The organism is Pantoea sp. 1B4, from assembly GCF_016925765.1.
GTDB lineage: Bacteria > Pseudomonadota > Gammaproteobacteria > Enterobacterales > Enterobacteriaceae > Pantoea > Pantoea agglomerans.
This window is the reverse complement of the sequence record NZ_JAEUWZ010000001.1, coordinates 2,997,542-3,011,431: the sequence shown is the minus strand read 5'-3', so window position 1 is coordinate 3,011,431 and position 13,890 is coordinate 2,997,542. Positions and strand designations below refer to the sequence as shown.

The following is a 13,890-nucleotide window of genomic DNA, read 5'->3' as shown; positions in this document are numbered from 1 at the left end:
CGGCAACCTGAAGAATCCCGGATATTACCGCCCGACAGCGCCAGCAACATTTATACTTGATAAACCCTCTGACCATGGAGGGAGTGAAAAAGGGTCTGACATGAAAAAGATTGATGCGATTATCAAACCATTCAAACTCGATGATGTCCGTGAAGCCTTAGCGGAAGTCGGCATCACCGGGATGACCGTGAGTGAAGTAAAAGGTTTTGGCCGCCAGAAAGGGCACACCGAGCTTTACCGCGGCGCAGAGTATATGGTCGACTTTTTGCCTAAAGTGAAAATCGAGATGGTGGTGGGCGACGATATCGTTGATACCTGCGTCGAGACCATTATGCGTACTGCGCAGACCGGCAAAATCGGTGACGGTAAAATCTTTGTCTTCGACGTGGCGCGCGTGGTGCGCATCCGTACTGGCGAAGAGGATGAAGAGGCGATCTGATTATATCTTTATCAGCTCTTTATCAGCATAAAAGAAGCCCGCGCTGCGGGCTTTTTTTTATTGCTCAATTACATCCCTTTGTGCGGTCCAAAAAGTTCGTAATGAATGCGTGTATCTGCCACGCTGGCATCACGCAGTTGCGCCACCACATGCTGCATAAAGGGCAGCGGACCGCAGAGGTAGAAGTGGGTGTCGGGTGAGGCGAGACGTGCGGAGATCGCGGTGATATCCATCAGACCCTGCGCGTCATAGCGACCGGCATCTTCAGCGGCGGGATCGCGATACCAGACCTGACTGACGAAATCGGTGAGCTGCGCGCCCGTAGCCATCACTTCCGGGCCAAATGCATGCTGTTTGCCGTTCTCTGCTGCGTGCAGCCAGCTGACCGGCGCGCGATGCTGGCGGGCCGCCAGTGCATGCAGCATGGCCAGCATCGGCGTCTGACCCACGCCCGCGGAAATCAGCGCCACCGGAGTTGAAGCATCGACCTCAAGGAAGAAGTCGCCATGCGGTGCGGCCAGCATCAGCTCATCACCCACTTTGCCATTCTGATGCAGCCAGCCGGAGACGGTGCCCTGCGCTTCACGTTTCACCGCAATCCGATAATCTTTGCCATTACTAAGGTGAGTAAGCGAGTACTGACGAATCTGGTGATGTTCGAAACTGACGGGCTGCAGATGCACCGTCAGATACTGACCCGGTTTAAAGGCCGCCACCGGGCCGTCATCTACCGGACTGAAGGTAAAGCTTTTAATCACCTCGCTCTGCTGCTCAATAGCACTGATGCGAAACGCACGAGTGCCGCGCCAGCCACCGGTTTGCTGCTCCGTCGCCTGATAAATCTCCTCTTCGCGATTAATGAACACATCTGCCAGTACGCCATAGGCCCGGCCCCAGGCTGCCAGCGCCTCTTCACCCGGATTCAGCAGCTCTTTAATGGTTGCCAGCAGATTTTCACCGACGATGGCATATTGCGCAGGCTGAATATTCAGGCTGGTATGTTTCTGCGCAATCTTTTCCACCGCAGGCAGCAGCACGGCCAGGTTCTCCAGATTCGCGCCATAGGCGCAAATGGCGTTGAACAGCGCTTCACGCTGATCGCCATTGCGCTGGTTGTTCATATTGAAAACATTTTTGAGTTCCGGATGGTGCGACAGCATGCGGTCATAGAAGTGTGCGGTAAGCGCAGGACCACAGGCGGCGATGGCAGGCAGGGTCGATTTAACCGTGGCGATAGTGTGTGCATCAAGCATAAAAACGGCCTCTCATTTAAAGATGTATTTTAAATGCATCTTATAGCCGTCTCGCCTGTGGTGTAAATAACCCGATAAATTTCCCGGTTGTCAAAGTGGCAACTTTTTGGTGCATCCTGAGAAACCGCCGTCACATCCTGAAGAAAAATTGTGGCGTCTGAACAGGGTGAAAAGGTGTAAAAAAAGCCCTGCCAGTAGCCAGCCAATCGTTTGCGTAAAAAGAGGAGGTTCACCCTACCTTCACCTGTTAAAACGGTTTACACTGTGGGCCTTCGCCCCTGAAGGGGGGGTAAATACCGTCAGAAAGTTAGCTGAGTCAGGAGATCCGGATGTTAAAGCGTGATATGAACATTGCCGATTACGATGCCGAGTTGTGGCAGGCGATGGAGCAGGAGACAGTGCGTCAGGAAGAGCACATTGAACTGATTGCTTCTGAAAACTACACCAGCCCGCGTGTTATGCAGGCACAAGGTTCTCAGCTCACCAATAAATACGCTGAAGGCTATCCGGGCAAACGCTACTACGGCGGCTGTGAGTACGTTGATATCGTTGAGCAACTGGCGATCGATCGCGCAAAAGAACTGTTTGGTGCCGATTACGCTAACGTGCAGCCACACTCAGGTTCACAGGCTAACTTTGCGGTTTACACCGCGCTGCTGCAGCCGGGCGATACTATTCTGGGGATGAACCTGGCGCACGGTGGGCACCTGACTCACGGCTCACCGGTTAACCTGTCGGGCAAACTCTATAACGTCGTGGCTTACGGTATCGATGAGACCGGTAAAATTGACTACGACGAACTGGCTGAACTGGCGAAAACCCACAAGCCAAAAATGATCGTTGGCGGATTCTCAGCTTACTCCGGCGTTTGCGACTGGGCGAAAATGCGCGAAATCGCGGATAGCGTAGGTGCATGGCTGTTTGTGGACATGGCACACGTTGCCGGCCTGATTGCTGCAGACGTTTACCCGAGTCCGATCCCGCATGCGCACATCGTGACCTCTACCACTCACAAAACGCTGGCGGGTCCGCGCGGTGGTATCATTCTGGCGAAAAACGGCGACGAAGATTTCTATAAGAAACTTAACTCTGCTGTCTTCCCTGGCGGTCAGGGCGGTCCTCTGATGCACGTTATCGCTGGTAAAGCGGTTGCGTTCAAAGAGGCGATGGAGCCGGAGTTCAAAACCTACCAGCAGCAGGTGGCAAAAAATGCCAAAGCGATGGTTGAGGTGCTGATTGAGCGTGGCTATGACATCGTTTCTGGCGGAACGTATAACCATCTGTTCCTGATCGATCTGGTGAGCAAAAACCTGACCGGTAAAGAAGCGGATGCGGCATTGGGCCGTGCCAACATCACGGTTAACAAAAACAGCGTGCCTAACGATCCGAAAAGCCCGTTTGTCACTTCCGGTATCCGTATCGGTACACCAGCTGTTACCCGTCGTGGCTTCAACGAAGCGGACGTGCGTGAGCTGGCTGGCTGGATCGCGGATGTGCTGGATAACGTCAATGACGAAGCGACCATTGAGCGCACCAAAAAGAAAGTACTGGAAATCTGCAGCCGTCTGCCGGTCTACGCTTAATCGTTAACCTGTTGTGAGACAGCATACAAAGGATGGCATCAGCCATCCTTTTTTATTGCCTGTCCTGCGGCGCTCTGCCAGAGTAGCGCCCACTCATGCTGCCAGGCAGCACTCTTGCTGGAGGGAATATGGCAATCGGCTCCGCCAGATGGCTCGGATTGGGCTACTTCACTTACTTCTTCTGTTACGGCATCTATCTGCCATTCTGGGGCGTGTGGCTGAAAGGCACCGGTCTTGATGCTGAAAAGATTGGCCTGCTGCTCGGCTGTGGCATGGTGGCACGCTTTGTCGGCAGTCTGCTTATCGCTTCTCAGGTCAAAAATCCTTCACGGTTGATTACGGCGCTGCGTCTGCTGGCGCTGATGACCTGCCTGTTCGCTGCCGGTTTCTGGGTGGGTGAGCAGTGGATGTGGCTGCTGACGGTCATGATCGGCTTTAACCTCTTTTTCTCGCCGCTGGTCCCGCTTAGCGATGCGCTGGCCGCCACCTGGACACAGCAGATAGGGCTGGCGTATGGGCCGGTCAGGCTGTGGGGATCGCTGGCCTTTGTGATCAGCTCAGCGTTAACCGGCGTGCTGGTCAGTGCTTACTCTTCAAACGCCATTCTGCTGCTGCTTTCCGTCGGCGTCATCTCTATGCTGGCAGGTATGATGCTGACACCCGCCACCCAGCCTCAGGGTAATGAACGGCAGGGCGCGGCGGGCGGCGGCTGGCAGGTGTGGCGTGAATTGCTGCGTGAGAATGCGGTATGGCGATTTATGCTCTGCGTAACGCTGCTGCAGGGTGCGCACGCCGCCTATTACGGCTTCAGTGCTATCTGGTGGCAGGAAAGTGGCTATTCCGCCTCAACGGTGGGTTATCTCTGGTCGCTGGGCGTGGTGGCCGAGATCGTCGTGTTTGCTCTGAGCAACCGGTTGTTCCGCCGCTGGAGCGCGCGCGATCTGCTGCTGCTTTCGGGCATTTGTGCGTTAATCCGCTGGGGTCTGATGGGGGGCCACTACCGCGCTGCCGCTGCTGATTGTGGCGCAAATTCTTCACTGTGGCAGTTTCACCGTCTGTCATCTGGCGGCGATGCGCTTTATTGCGGCGCGTCAGGGAGCGGAAGTGATCCGTCTGCAATCGCTCTATTCCGCGCTGGCGATGGGGGGTGGCATTGCGATAATGACCATGATCTGCGGCGTGCTGTTCGCTCATCTGCAGGGGCATCTGTTCTGGGTGATGGCACTGGTGGCGCTGCCCGCGCTGTTTCTGCGTCCCGGCTACGACTCCAGTAAATAACGAATCCGCTGCTGATGGTGTAACGTCAGCGGCAGTTCCGCATGCACCAGCGGCGGAGAGAAGAGTGGCAGCGAGGTGGGGTAGGGCGAAATGATGATGTCCACATCCCGCGGTGCGCCATCCCGCTGAAACTGTTTCACGTCCTGATAGGTAATATTGATCGGCAGCAGCGTGATCTCCCGGATCTGCTGCTCCACATCCTGCTCCAGATCGGTATCGTCACCCGTCAGAATCAGCACCTGCTTCTCCTGCAACGCATTCTCCTGCATCAGCCAGGCACCAAAAATAACGGTAATTAAGCTCACCTCTTCCGGGCTGAACGCAATCCCGTATTGCTGCTCAAACGCCTGCAGCGCCTGCTGAGTGGTGCGCAACAGGCGGGGATAGAGGCGGCTAACATCCAGCGCCACGCTGTTGTCGATGCCGATAGTGAAGTGGGTGCGATCCAGCGCCTGTGCCAGATGAGGATAGAGCTGGTTAAGCAGCTCGTCGCGATCAGCAAAAGTAATGTCGGCACACCGTTCAAAGTCATTAATCAACTGCTGCGTCGCAGCCATTAACTGCTGCTCAGCAGGATGGGCAATCGTATCCACGACAGGCGTATGTATCTGGCTGAACAGCAGTGTCCAGAAGTCGGTTTCACTGACGGGCGGCGCAAGGTGGCAGCGTTTGCGCCAGTGGTGAATCACATCCTCGGCGGCCTGCCGCTCAGCCTTCTGCTGCAGCCAGTGACACTGCGCCTCACTGAACAGCACCGGCTGGCGCTGGCACAATCCATACTTCATGAAAATCTGCAGAAAAAGCCGGTCGCGTTCGCTGAAATCGCGCTTCAGACGCAGGCTACAGTGCTGGATCAGCGCCTGTAAATTGGTCTCATCCCACAGCGCCTTCTCAATCTTCATCACCTTCAGGCGCTGACGCAGGGGAGCTGCAAAATGGTCGCAGACGAAATCCTGCGATAAACGCAAACTGCGTCGCAGGTTGTGCAGCAGACAGAGGCGCCGATCCAACTCTGTGCCATGAAGACGAAAGCTGCCATCCACCATCTGATGCAATTCCAGCTGGTGATATCGCTGTATCTCAAGGCCCACATCCGCGATATCCTGTCGGGCAACAGCAGGATCGACGCCATTCAGCTGGCAGACTTTTTCAAGCGTAAGCACGGGTGTCGGCAGAAACAGCAGCAATAAAAGATGGCACTGACGCTGTGAGCGGGTGAAGAGTGGTGCCAAAGGGGTAGCAGAACTCATCAATCAGGTTTCCAGCAGGCTATTTTGAGCTAAGAATAGTCAACCCCGTCAGCGCCTGCGCGGTTTACGCGGTTTATTTGCCGGAGGTTTAAGGCGGGTCACAAAATTTTGTTACTTATAGATTCTTTTCATCGGGAACGTTACTTTATAACATTATGAAACGCACACTCTTTGCCCTCTTGATGGTCTTAAGTCCGGCTGTAATGGCACATCCTCACAGCTTCATCGATATGAAAACCGAACTGGTGGCGCAGGATGACACCTTTACCGGATTAAAGATGACCTGGACCATGGATGAGATTACCTCCGCCGATCTGCTTTACGACGCGGGCGAGGCGAAACCAGGCAGCGTGGTGTGGAAGAAGCTGGCGGCAGGCGTGATGGCGAACGTGCTGGGCCAGCACTACTTTTCTGAAATCTGGCACAACCAACAGCGGGTAAAGTTTTTGAATCTGCCAACCGAATACAACCTGTCACGTAACGGCCATAAAGCGGTGCTGGAATTTATTCTGCCGCTGGCGGAACCCCCGAAGCTGACCGGGCAGCGCTTTGAGATCCTGACTTTTGATCCCACCTATTTCGTCGATATGTTCTATGACAATCCTGGTGCGTTAACGCTGCCGACGGCGCTGCAGGCGCGCTGCAAGTTCGCGCTGAACACGCCAAAGCCCAATGATTCACTGAAGCAGTATGCGCTGTCGCTGGATAAAGCCGACGCGCCTGCAGAGGAGATGGATTTAGGCCGCCAGTTTGCCCAGACGGTGATACTGACATGTCAGTAATCTCCCCACCGTTACGGGCTTCCCGCCTCTGGCCGCTGTGGCTGATGGCGGGCGTGCTGCTGAGCAGCGCGTTGCTGGTCTGGCTCTACTGGTCGCAGATTCTGATGCAGAGCGTACTGTGGCAGAAAGATCTGCATCGGCAGATGACTCCGCTGCTACAGCAGGTTGCGGAGCAGCCCCACCAGGCAGGCATTTCGCTGGTGATATTCAGCCTGCTGTATGGCGTACTGCACGCGCTGGGACCGGGCCATGGCAAAGTGGTGATCGCGACCTTTCTGGCGACCCATCCCACCAGAGTGAAAACCAGTATCAGGCTGACGCTGCTCGCCTCACTGCTGCAGGGTTCGGTGGCGATTGCCCTGGTGACGGTGATGCTGGTGCTGCTGAAAACGTCATCGCGACAGCTGCATCTCAGCAGTTTCTGGCTGGAGAAGGGCAGTTATCTGTTGGTGATCGGGCTGGGCGTGATGATCGGTTATCGGGCGCTGCGTTCGCTGTGGCGGACATTGCGTCCGCGTCCGGCCCCGGTATTTCGCACTTTCAAACCTCACCATCAGCATGACGATCAGTGCGGATGCGGACACGCACATCTTCCGACACCGCAGCAGATGAGCGGCAATCTCAGCGTGAAAACCCAGCTGCTGGTGGTGGTGTCGATGGGATTACGTCCCTGTTCCGGCGCGATTATGATGCTGCTGTTTGCCAAAGTGATTGGTGTCTATGGCTGGGGGGGTTATCTCTGCTGCGGTGATGGCGCTGGGCACGGCACTGACCATTTCGGCGATTGGCCTGCTGGTTCAGCAGGCGCGCACGGTGGCGCAACGGCTGGCACAGCCTGGCGTTACCGCAGGCATGACGCGACTGCTGATCCCCGCGCTGGCCTTAACCGGCAGCCTGATTTTAATCGTAGCGGGTATCGCGCTATGGCAGTCAGCGCAGATGACGCTGGGTGGCGGAATTCGACCTTTCTGAATAAAAGCGCAGCGGAAATAAAATTGCCGCTGCGCTCTTCTCTTCGTTAATTATCTCTGAATTCATCTCTTTATTTTTTTCTCTGGCTGGTTTAGTGGTGAAATGACTATTCCCTGTCTACGCTGATAATACCAAAACGGCATTCCGCCGTCGGGATGATAAAAGATCAAGACCGCTTTCTGTTTATTGCGAGGAGTATATTTCATGGCTGATACCCGTATTAATAATGGCTACACCGAAACGCTGGCGACCGGGCCTGCTGGATTGCCGTTAAAACGTATTTCCTGGAGCGCCGTGTTTGCCGGTGTCATTTGTGCGTTGATCGTTCACATTATTCTGACGCTGCTGGGAACCGCCATTGGTGCAACAACCATTGATCCGATGAAAGAACAGAATCCACTCGACGGCCTGGGCACAGGCGCGCTGGTCTGGACTGCCATTGAAATGCTGGTCGCGATGGCTGCAGGTAGTTATGTTGCAGGCCGACTGGCTCAGCGCGAAGGCGCACTGCACGGTTTACTGATGTTTGGCCTTAGCACAATTTTCACTATTTACCTGGCTATTGCGCTGGCGACCAGTGTATTAGGCGGCGCGATGAATATTGTGGGCTCAGGCTTCCAGGCGCTGGGTAGTGGTATTTCCGCCGCTGCGCCATCCGTTACCCAAATGGCAAAAGACAAACTGCAGGAGAGTAATATTAATTTAGATAACCTGCAGAACGAACTGGAAACGACTTTACGCCAGACCGGGAAACCGGAATTACAGCCAGAGAACTTAAAGCAGGATGCAAATAAAGAAGCGCAGAATGCTGAAAACCAGGCTAACAACACCGCAAACCATCCACAGACAGCGGATACTGATCTGGCTAACTGGTTAAAAGGGGTGATGGATCGTCATTCCGATACCCTGCAGGCAGCCGATCGTGATGCGCTGAAAAATATTATCAAAGCGCGCACCGGCAAAAGCGATCAGGAAGTGGATCAGATCGTGGCCAAAACTGAACAGAGCTATCAGCAGGCCGTTCAGAAGTATCAGGAACTGAAACAGCAGGCTGAACAGAAAGCGCGTGAAGCCGGTGAAAAAGCCGCTGCCGCGACTGCGAAAGCGAGCTGGTATGCCCTGATTCTGCTGATCATCGAAGCGGTGCTGGCAGGCGTGATGGGTATGGTAGGTCGTCGTACTCAGCCTCGTCAGGTGCTGTCACACGAACGTCGTTAAGCATCACTGAGTAACAGGCAATAAAAAAAGGCGGCTGAGAAGCCGCCTTTTTCTGTACTGAAATTTAGCGTTTTAACGCTTCGCTCAGTTCATCACGCATGTTCGACAGCATCGATTTCACCACACGTGGGTTACCCGCGACCAGGTTACCTGACAGCAGATAGCCGTGGTTGCCAGTGAAATCAGTCACCAGACCGCCCGCTTCACGGACCAGCAGTTCACCCGCCGCAAAATCCCACGGCTTCAGGCCAATCTCAAAATAGCCATCTACGCGACCGGCAGCCACATAGGCCAGATCCAGCGCAGCAGAACCGGTGCGGCGGAAGTCAGCACACTGGGTAAAGAGTTTGGTCATGATATTCATGTAAGCCGGCGCGTGCTGCTTCATTTTGAACGGGAAGCCGGTCGCCAGAACGGTGCCATCCAGATCGCGTGCCGTGCTGCCACGCAGACGATAGCCATTCAGCTGAGCGCCCTGACCGCGTGAAGAGGTGAAGAGTTCATTGCGCATTGGATCGTAAACGACGGCGACTTCGGTGCGGCCTTTAATGCGCACAGCGATAGAAACAGCAAAGTGGGGTAAACGTTTGATGAAGTTTGAGGTGCCATCCAGCGGATCGATAACCCATTGAACATCCTGATCTTCGCCCGCCAGTTCACCGCTTTCTTCGGTGATGATGGTATGTTTCGGGTAAGATTTACGAATAATTTCGATAATCAGGCGTTCTGCTTCGCGGTCAACATTCGTTACGAAGTCGTTGCTGCCTTTCTGGCTGGCTTCGACGGCGTCCGGGGTTTCATAATATTTGGCAATTAAATTTCCGGCCTTGCGCGCTGCGCGCACGGCAATGTTGAGCATTGGATGCATCGGTATCTCTCGCTGGATGTTAAAGAACGGGGAAAACGGCGCGGAGTATAGCAGCGTGTTCGGTAAATGTCCTGCTTTATGTTAATATTCTCTCTACTGATTTTACTGACCCGTTTCTGAGTATCCCTAATCATGTTGCAAAATATTCGTATCGTGCTGGTCGAGACTTCTCACACCGGTAACATGGGCTCCGTTGCGCGCGCCATGAAAACCATGGGCTTAACCAACCTCTATCTGGTTAATCCGCTGGTCAAGCCTGACTCACAGGCTATCTCACTCGCGGCCGGTGCCAGCGACGTTATCGGCGACGCCAAAATTGTCGACTCGCTGGATGAGGCCATTGCCGGATGCAGTCTGGTGGTCGGCACCAGCGCACGTTCCCGCTCGCTGCCCTGGCCGATGCTGGATGCGCGCGAATGTGGCGTGAAAAGCGTGGAAGAGGGCCAGCAGGCACCGGTTGCGCTGGTATTTGGTCGTGAACGTGTCGGCCTGACCAATGACGAGTTGCAGAAGTGCCACTATCACGTCGCGATTCAGGCAAACCCGGAATACAGCTCGCTGAACCTGGCGATGGCCGTACAGATTATCGCCTATGAAGTGCGCATGGCATGGTTACAGGCGCAGGAGCAGGCCAGCCCGCCGCCGCAGTATGAAGAGTCACCTTATCCACTGGTGGATGACCTGGAGCGTTTCTATCAGCATATGGAACAGATGATGCTGAATAGCGGCTTTATCCGTGAAGCCAATCCTGGCCAGGTGATGAGCAAACTGCGTCGCCTTTACACCCGCGCCCGCCCGGAACGCGATGAACTGAACATCCTGCGCGGCATGCTTTCGTCGTTTGAAAAGCGAAAAAACGATAAAAAAAGAAGCAGATAATAGTTGAGTGAATTACCAGGTTAAATACCTGACTAATTTACCAGGTTAAATAGTTGACCAATTTACTCGGGAATGGCAGACTTCAGAGCATCTGTTGCTAATCCTCCGATAACCGGACGCTATTGAGGTCGTACGCTATGAGACTGACATCCAAAGGACGTTATGCCGTTACTGCAATGCTGGACGTTGCCCTTCACTCCCATGAAGGTCCGGTCCCGCTGGCTGATATTTCAGAGCGTCAGGGCATTTCGCTCTCCTATCTGGAGCAGTTATTCTCCCGATTGCGTAAAAATGAGCTGGTGTCCAGCGTACGTGGTCCGGGCGGCGGTTATCTGTTGGGTAAAGCGTCTAATACCATCTCTGTCGGTGAAGTGATCACCGCCGTTGATGAGTCTGTTGATGCCACCAAATGTCAGGGTAAAGAAGGCTGCCAGGGCGGCGAGCGTTGCCTGACTCACGTGCTGTGGCGCGATCTGAGCGTGCGTATCAGTGACTTCCTGAACAATATTACACTGGCTGAGCTGGTGAATAATCAGGAGATCCTGGATGTAGCCGATCGTCAGAATGCGATTGATAATCGTCGCTTCCAGAGCCCGCGCACGCAGGAAATTAACGTCAACCAACGCGCCTCGTAATCCCCGCTGTTGCGGCCCTTACTGCTAACGCGGTCAGGGCCGAATCTGCTATAAAGACGTATGATTTTTTATACGGAGCTGTAGCGCAATGAAATTACCGATTTACCTGGATTACGCCGCCACCACGCCGGCCGATCCGCGTGTGGCCAGCAAAATGATGCAGTTTCTGACGCTGGATGGCACGTTCGGTAATCCGGCCTCGCGATCGCACCGTTTTGGCTGGCAGTCTGAAGAAGCGGTTGATGTTGCGCGTAATCAGATCGCCGAACTGGTCAATGCCGATCCGCGTGAAATCATCTTTACCTCTGGCGCCACTGAATCCGATAACCTCGCGATTAAAGGTGCAGCTCACGCCCATCAGGCGCGCGGCAAACATATCATCACCAGCCAGACAGAACATAAAGCGGTGCTTGATAGCTGCCAGCAGCTTGAACGTGAAGGCTTTGCTGTCACTTATCTCACCCCGGCCGCTAACGGCATTATCTCGCCTGACCAGCTGCGTGCGGCACTGCGCGACGACACGATTTTAGTCACCCTGATGCACGTTAATAATGAAACCGGAGTGATTCAGGATATCGCCGCCTTTGGCGAACTCTGCCGCGAACGTGAGATTCTGTTTCATGTGGATGCGACCCAGAGCGTCGGCAAGCTGCCTATCGATCTCAGCCAGTTACCGGTTGATTTGATGTCCTTTTCTGCCCATAAACTCTATGGCCCGAAAGGCATCGGCGCACTCTATGTCCGGCGTAAACCGCGTGTGCAGATTGCTGCGCAGATCCACGGCGGCGGACATGAACGCGGTATGCGATCCGGGACATTGCCGGTGCATCAGATTGTCGGCATGGGCGAGGCGTATCGTATCGCAGCAGAAGAGCGCGAAACCGAGATGGCGCGACTGCAGACTCTGCGCGATCGTCTGTGGCAGGGCATTAGCACACTGCCCGACGTCACCCTCAATGGCGATCTGCATCAGAGCGCACCGAACATTCTTAACCTCAGTTTTGCTGACGTTGAGGGTGAATCACTGATCATGGCGCTGAAAGATCTGGCGCTCTCTTCCGGCTCGGCCTGCACCTCCGCCAGTCTGGAGCCTTCCTATGTATTGCGGGCGCTGGGCCTGAGTGAAGAGCTGGCGCACAGTTCGCTGCGCTTCTCGCTGGGACGCTTCACTACCGAGGAAGAGATCGACTACGCCATTGCCCTGGTGCAGAAATCAGTGACCCGTCTGCGGGCCTTAATGAAATCCTGATATCCGGTCATAGTCCGGAAATTGCGCCTATATTTGCACTTCGCTGGCAACACCTGACGGAATCTGTTATCAGGTCTCTCTGCGAATTATATTTAACATCTTATTAAAGCCGTTATAACAATCAGGCTGGATGAAACAGATAACGATTATGGAGCTTTTCGATGACCACACAACCCATGAATATTACGCTTAGCAGCCAGCCCGCCGATGCGCGCTGGGGCGAAAAAGCGATTCTCAGCAGCAACGACAGCGGCATGACACTGCATCTGACCGGCGCGGATGCGCTGAATATCATTCAGCGTGCGGCTCACAAAATCGACAGCCAGGGGATCCGCCATGTGGCGCTGACCGGCGAAGGCTGGCACCTTGAGCAGTGCTGGGCATTCTGGCAGGGCTTCCGTGGTCCGAAAGGTCAGCGTCAGGTTGAGTGGCCGGCGCTGGGCGAACATGAGCAGGCGGAGTTTGATCGCCGTCTGAAAATTATCGACTGGGTTCGCAACGTTATTAACCTGCCTGCGGAAGATCTTGGGCCAGAACAGCTGGCACACAATGCAGTCGATCTGATCAGTGAAGTGGGCGGCAGTGCCGTCAGCTATCGCATCACCAAAGGCGACGATCTGAGGGTACAGGGGTATATGGGCCTGCACACCGTTGGACGCGGTTCAAATCGTCCGCCGGTATTTCTGGCGCTCGATTACAACCCGACCGGCGACGACGATGCCCCGGTCTACGCCTGTCTGGTCGGTAAAGGCATCACCTTTGATACCGGTGGCTACAGCCTGAAGCAGAGCAGCTTCATGGACTCAATGAAATCTGACATGGGCGGCGCGGCGACCGTCACCGGCGCGCTGGCCATGGCGATTTCGCGCGGTCTTAACAAGCGCGTCAAACTCTACCTCTGCTGTGCCGATAATATGGTCAGCAGCAACGCCTTTAAACTGGGCGACATCATTCGCTATCGCAACGGTAAATCGGTGGAAGTGATGAACACCGATGCGGAAGGGCGTCTGGTCCTGGCCGACGGTTTAATCGACGCCAGCGAGCAGAACCCGACGATGATCATCGATGCTGCGACGCTGACCGGTGCGGCTAAGACGGCGCTGGGCAACGATTACCATGCGCTGTTTACCTTTGATGATGTGATGGCACAGTCGCTGATGGGCAGCGCGGTGAGTGAGAACGAACCTTTCTGGCGTCTGCCGCTGGCCGAATTCCATCGCAGCCATCTGCCGTCTAACTTCGCCGATCTCAATAACATCGCCAGCCCGTCACATGCGGCAGGTGCCAGCAGCGCGGCAGCGTTCCTGTCACACTTCATCAGTAACTATCAGCAGGGCTGGCTGCACATCGACTGCTCCGCGACCTATCGCAAAGGCGCAGTTGACCAGTGGGCGGCGGGTGCAACAGGTCTTGGCGTGCGTACCATCGCCAATCTGTTACTGAAATAAGCCGATCTCAGCGGTGGCTGATGCCGCCGCTGTTCA

11 protein-coding genes and 2 pseudogenes are annotated in these 13,890 nt (G+C 54.9%); 10 read left to right on the top strand and 3 right to left on the bottom strand.

The window, feature by feature from the left end; all coding sequences use genetic code 11:
* The first annotated feature begins 100 nt into the window (after positions 1-100).
* Positions 101-439, top strand: coding sequence for a nitrogen regulatory protein P-II (gene glnB, locus JNO11_RS14460; RefSeq protein ID WP_003848647.1), 339 nt, complete (start codon positions 101-103; stop codon positions 437-439).
* A gap of 68 nt (positions 440-507) precedes the next feature.
* On the opposite strand, the gene hmpA is transcribed toward glnB, so the two are convergent.
* The gene (gene hmpA / locus JNO11_RS14455; RefSeq protein ID WP_325177447.1) at positions 508-1,692 is read right to left on the bottom strand and encodes an NO-inducible flavohemoprotein; all 1,185 of its coding nucleotides are present in this window, start codon (positions 1,690-1,692) and stop codon (positions 508-510) included.
* Between the two features lie 329 nt (positions 1,693-2,021).
* On the opposite strand from hmpA, the gene glyA reads away from it, so the two are divergent.
* Together glyA and JNO11_RS14445 are read left to right on the top strand one after the other, a co-directional pair.
* Positions 2,022-3,275: a serine hydroxymethyltransferase gene (gene glyA, locus JNO11_RS14450; RefSeq protein ID WP_010257616.1), complete on the top strand. Its 1,254-nt coding sequence runs from the start codon at positions 2,022-2,024 to the stop codon at positions 3,273-3,275.
* A gap of 128 nt (positions 3,276-3,403) precedes the next feature.
* A pseudogene (locus JNO11_RS14445) lies at positions 3,404-4,553 on the top strand (3-phenylpropionate MFS transporter).
* Here JNO11_RS14445 and csiE read toward each other — a convergent pair.
* The gene (csiE, locus tag JNO11_RS14440) at positions 4,535-5,803 is read right to left on the bottom strand and encodes a stationary phase inducible protein CsiE (RefSeq protein ID WP_010257611.1); all 1,269 of its coding nucleotides are present in this window, start codon (positions 5,801-5,803) and stop codon (positions 4,535-4,537) included. The pseudogene JNO11_RS14445 and the gene csiE sit on opposite strands and share 19 nt — an antisense overlap.
* A gap of 155 nt (positions 5,804-5,958) precedes the next feature.
* Between csiE and JNO11_RS14435 the strand changes: the two genes are divergently transcribed.
* The 3 genes and pseudogenes from JNO11_RS14435 (at position 5,959) to JNO11_RS14425 (ending at position 8,775) form a co-directional block, all read left to right on the top strand.
* The gene (locus JNO11_RS14435) at positions 5,959-6,585 is read left to right on the top strand and encodes a DUF1007 family protein (protein WP_010257608.1); all 627 of its coding nucleotides are present in this window, start codon (positions 5,959-5,961) and stop codon (positions 6,583-6,585) included.
* A pseudogene (locus JNO11_RS14430) lies at positions 6,576-7,557 on the top strand (nickel/cobalt transporter). The gene JNO11_RS14435 and the pseudogene JNO11_RS14430 overlap by 10 nt, the downstream one beginning before the upstream one ends.
* A 204-nt stretch (positions 7,558-7,761) precedes the next feature.
* Positions 7,762-8,775: a TIGR04086 family membrane protein gene (locus tag JNO11_RS14425; RefSeq protein WP_010257601.1), complete on the top strand. Its 1,014-nt coding sequence runs from the start codon at positions 7,762-7,764 to the stop codon at positions 8,773-8,775.
* Between the two features lie 64 nt (positions 8,776-8,839).
* Here the strand turns inward: JNO11_RS14425 and suhB are convergent, their stop codons facing one another.
* Positions 8,840-9,643: an inositol-1-monophosphatase gene (suhB, locus tag JNO11_RS14420; RefSeq protein ID WP_008926709.1), complete on the bottom strand. Its 804-nt coding sequence runs from the start codon at positions 9,641-9,643 to the stop codon at positions 8,840-8,842.
* Between the two features lie 132 nt (positions 9,644-9,775).
* Between suhB and trmJ the strand changes: the two genes are divergently transcribed.
* The 4 genes from trmJ (at position 9,776) to pepB (ending at position 13,854) form a co-directional block, all read left to right on the top strand.
* Positions 9,776-10,522 (top strand): tRNA (cytosine(32)/uridine(32)-2'-O)-methyltransferase TrmJ, encoded by a 747-nt coding sequence (gene trmJ, locus JNO11_RS14415; RefSeq protein WP_325177446.1) that lies wholly within the window; start codon positions 9,776-9,778, stop codon positions 10,520-10,522.
* Positions 10,523-10,659: 137 nt separating this feature from the next.
* Complete coding sequence (gene iscR, locus JNO11_RS14410) at positions 10,660-11,157, top strand: Fe-S cluster assembly transcriptional regulator IscR (protein WP_010257591.1); 498 nt, start codon at positions 10,660-10,662, stop codon at positions 11,155-11,157.
* A gap of 88 nt (positions 11,158-11,245) precedes the next feature.
* Positions 11,246-12,406, top strand: a complete 1,161-nt coding sequence (locus tag JNO11_RS14405; protein WP_031592489.1) for an IscS subfamily cysteine desulfurase — start codon at positions 11,246-11,248, stop codon at positions 12,404-12,406.
* A 161-nt stretch (positions 12,407-12,567) separates the two neighbouring features.
* Positions 12,568-13,854 (top strand): aminopeptidase PepB, encoded by a 1,287-nt coding sequence (pepB, locus tag JNO11_RS14400; protein WP_325177445.1) that lies wholly within the window; start codon positions 12,568-12,570, stop codon positions 13,852-13,854.
* The last annotated feature ends 36 nt before the right edge of the window (positions 13,855-13,890 follow it).

Coding starts and splice junctions, on each gene's coding strand:
- glnB (WP_003848647.1), top strand. CDS start 101: ATGAAAAAGATTGATGCGATTATCAAACCATTCAAACTCGATGATGTC.
- hmpA (WP_325177447.1), bottom strand. CDS start 1,692: ATGCTTGATGCACACACTATCGCCACGGTTAAATCGACCCTGCCTGCC.
- glyA (WP_010257616.1), top strand. CDS start 2,022: ATGTTAAAGCGTGATATGAACATTGCCGATTACGATGCCGAGTTGTGG.
- csiE (WP_010257611.1), bottom strand. CDS start 5,803: ATGAGTTCTGCTACCCCTTTGGCACCACTCTTCACCCGCTCACAGCGT.
- JNO11_RS14435 (WP_010257608.1), top strand. CDS start 5,959: ATGAAACGCACACTCTTTGCCCTCTTGATGGTCTTAAGTCCGGCTGTA.
- JNO11_RS14425 (WP_010257601.1), top strand. CDS start 7,762: ATGGCTGATACCCGTATTAATAATGGCTACACCGAAACGCTGGCGACC.
- suhB (WP_008926709.1), bottom strand. CDS start 9,643: ATGCATCCAATGCTCAACATTGCCGTGCGCGCAGCGCGCAAGGCCGGA.
- trmJ (WP_325177446.1), top strand. CDS start 9,776: ATGTTGCAAAATATTCGTATCGTGCTGGTCGAGACTTCTCACACCGGT.
- iscR (WP_010257591.1), top strand. CDS start 10,660: ATGAGACTGACATCCAAAGGACGTTATGCCGTTACTGCAATGCTGGAC.
- JNO11_RS14405 (WP_031592489.1), top strand. CDS start 11,246: ATGAAATTACCGATTTACCTGGATTACGCCGCCACCACGCCGGCCGAT.
- pepB (WP_325177445.1), top strand. CDS start 12,568: ATGACCACACAACCCATGAATATTACGCTTAGCAGCCAGCCCGCCGAT.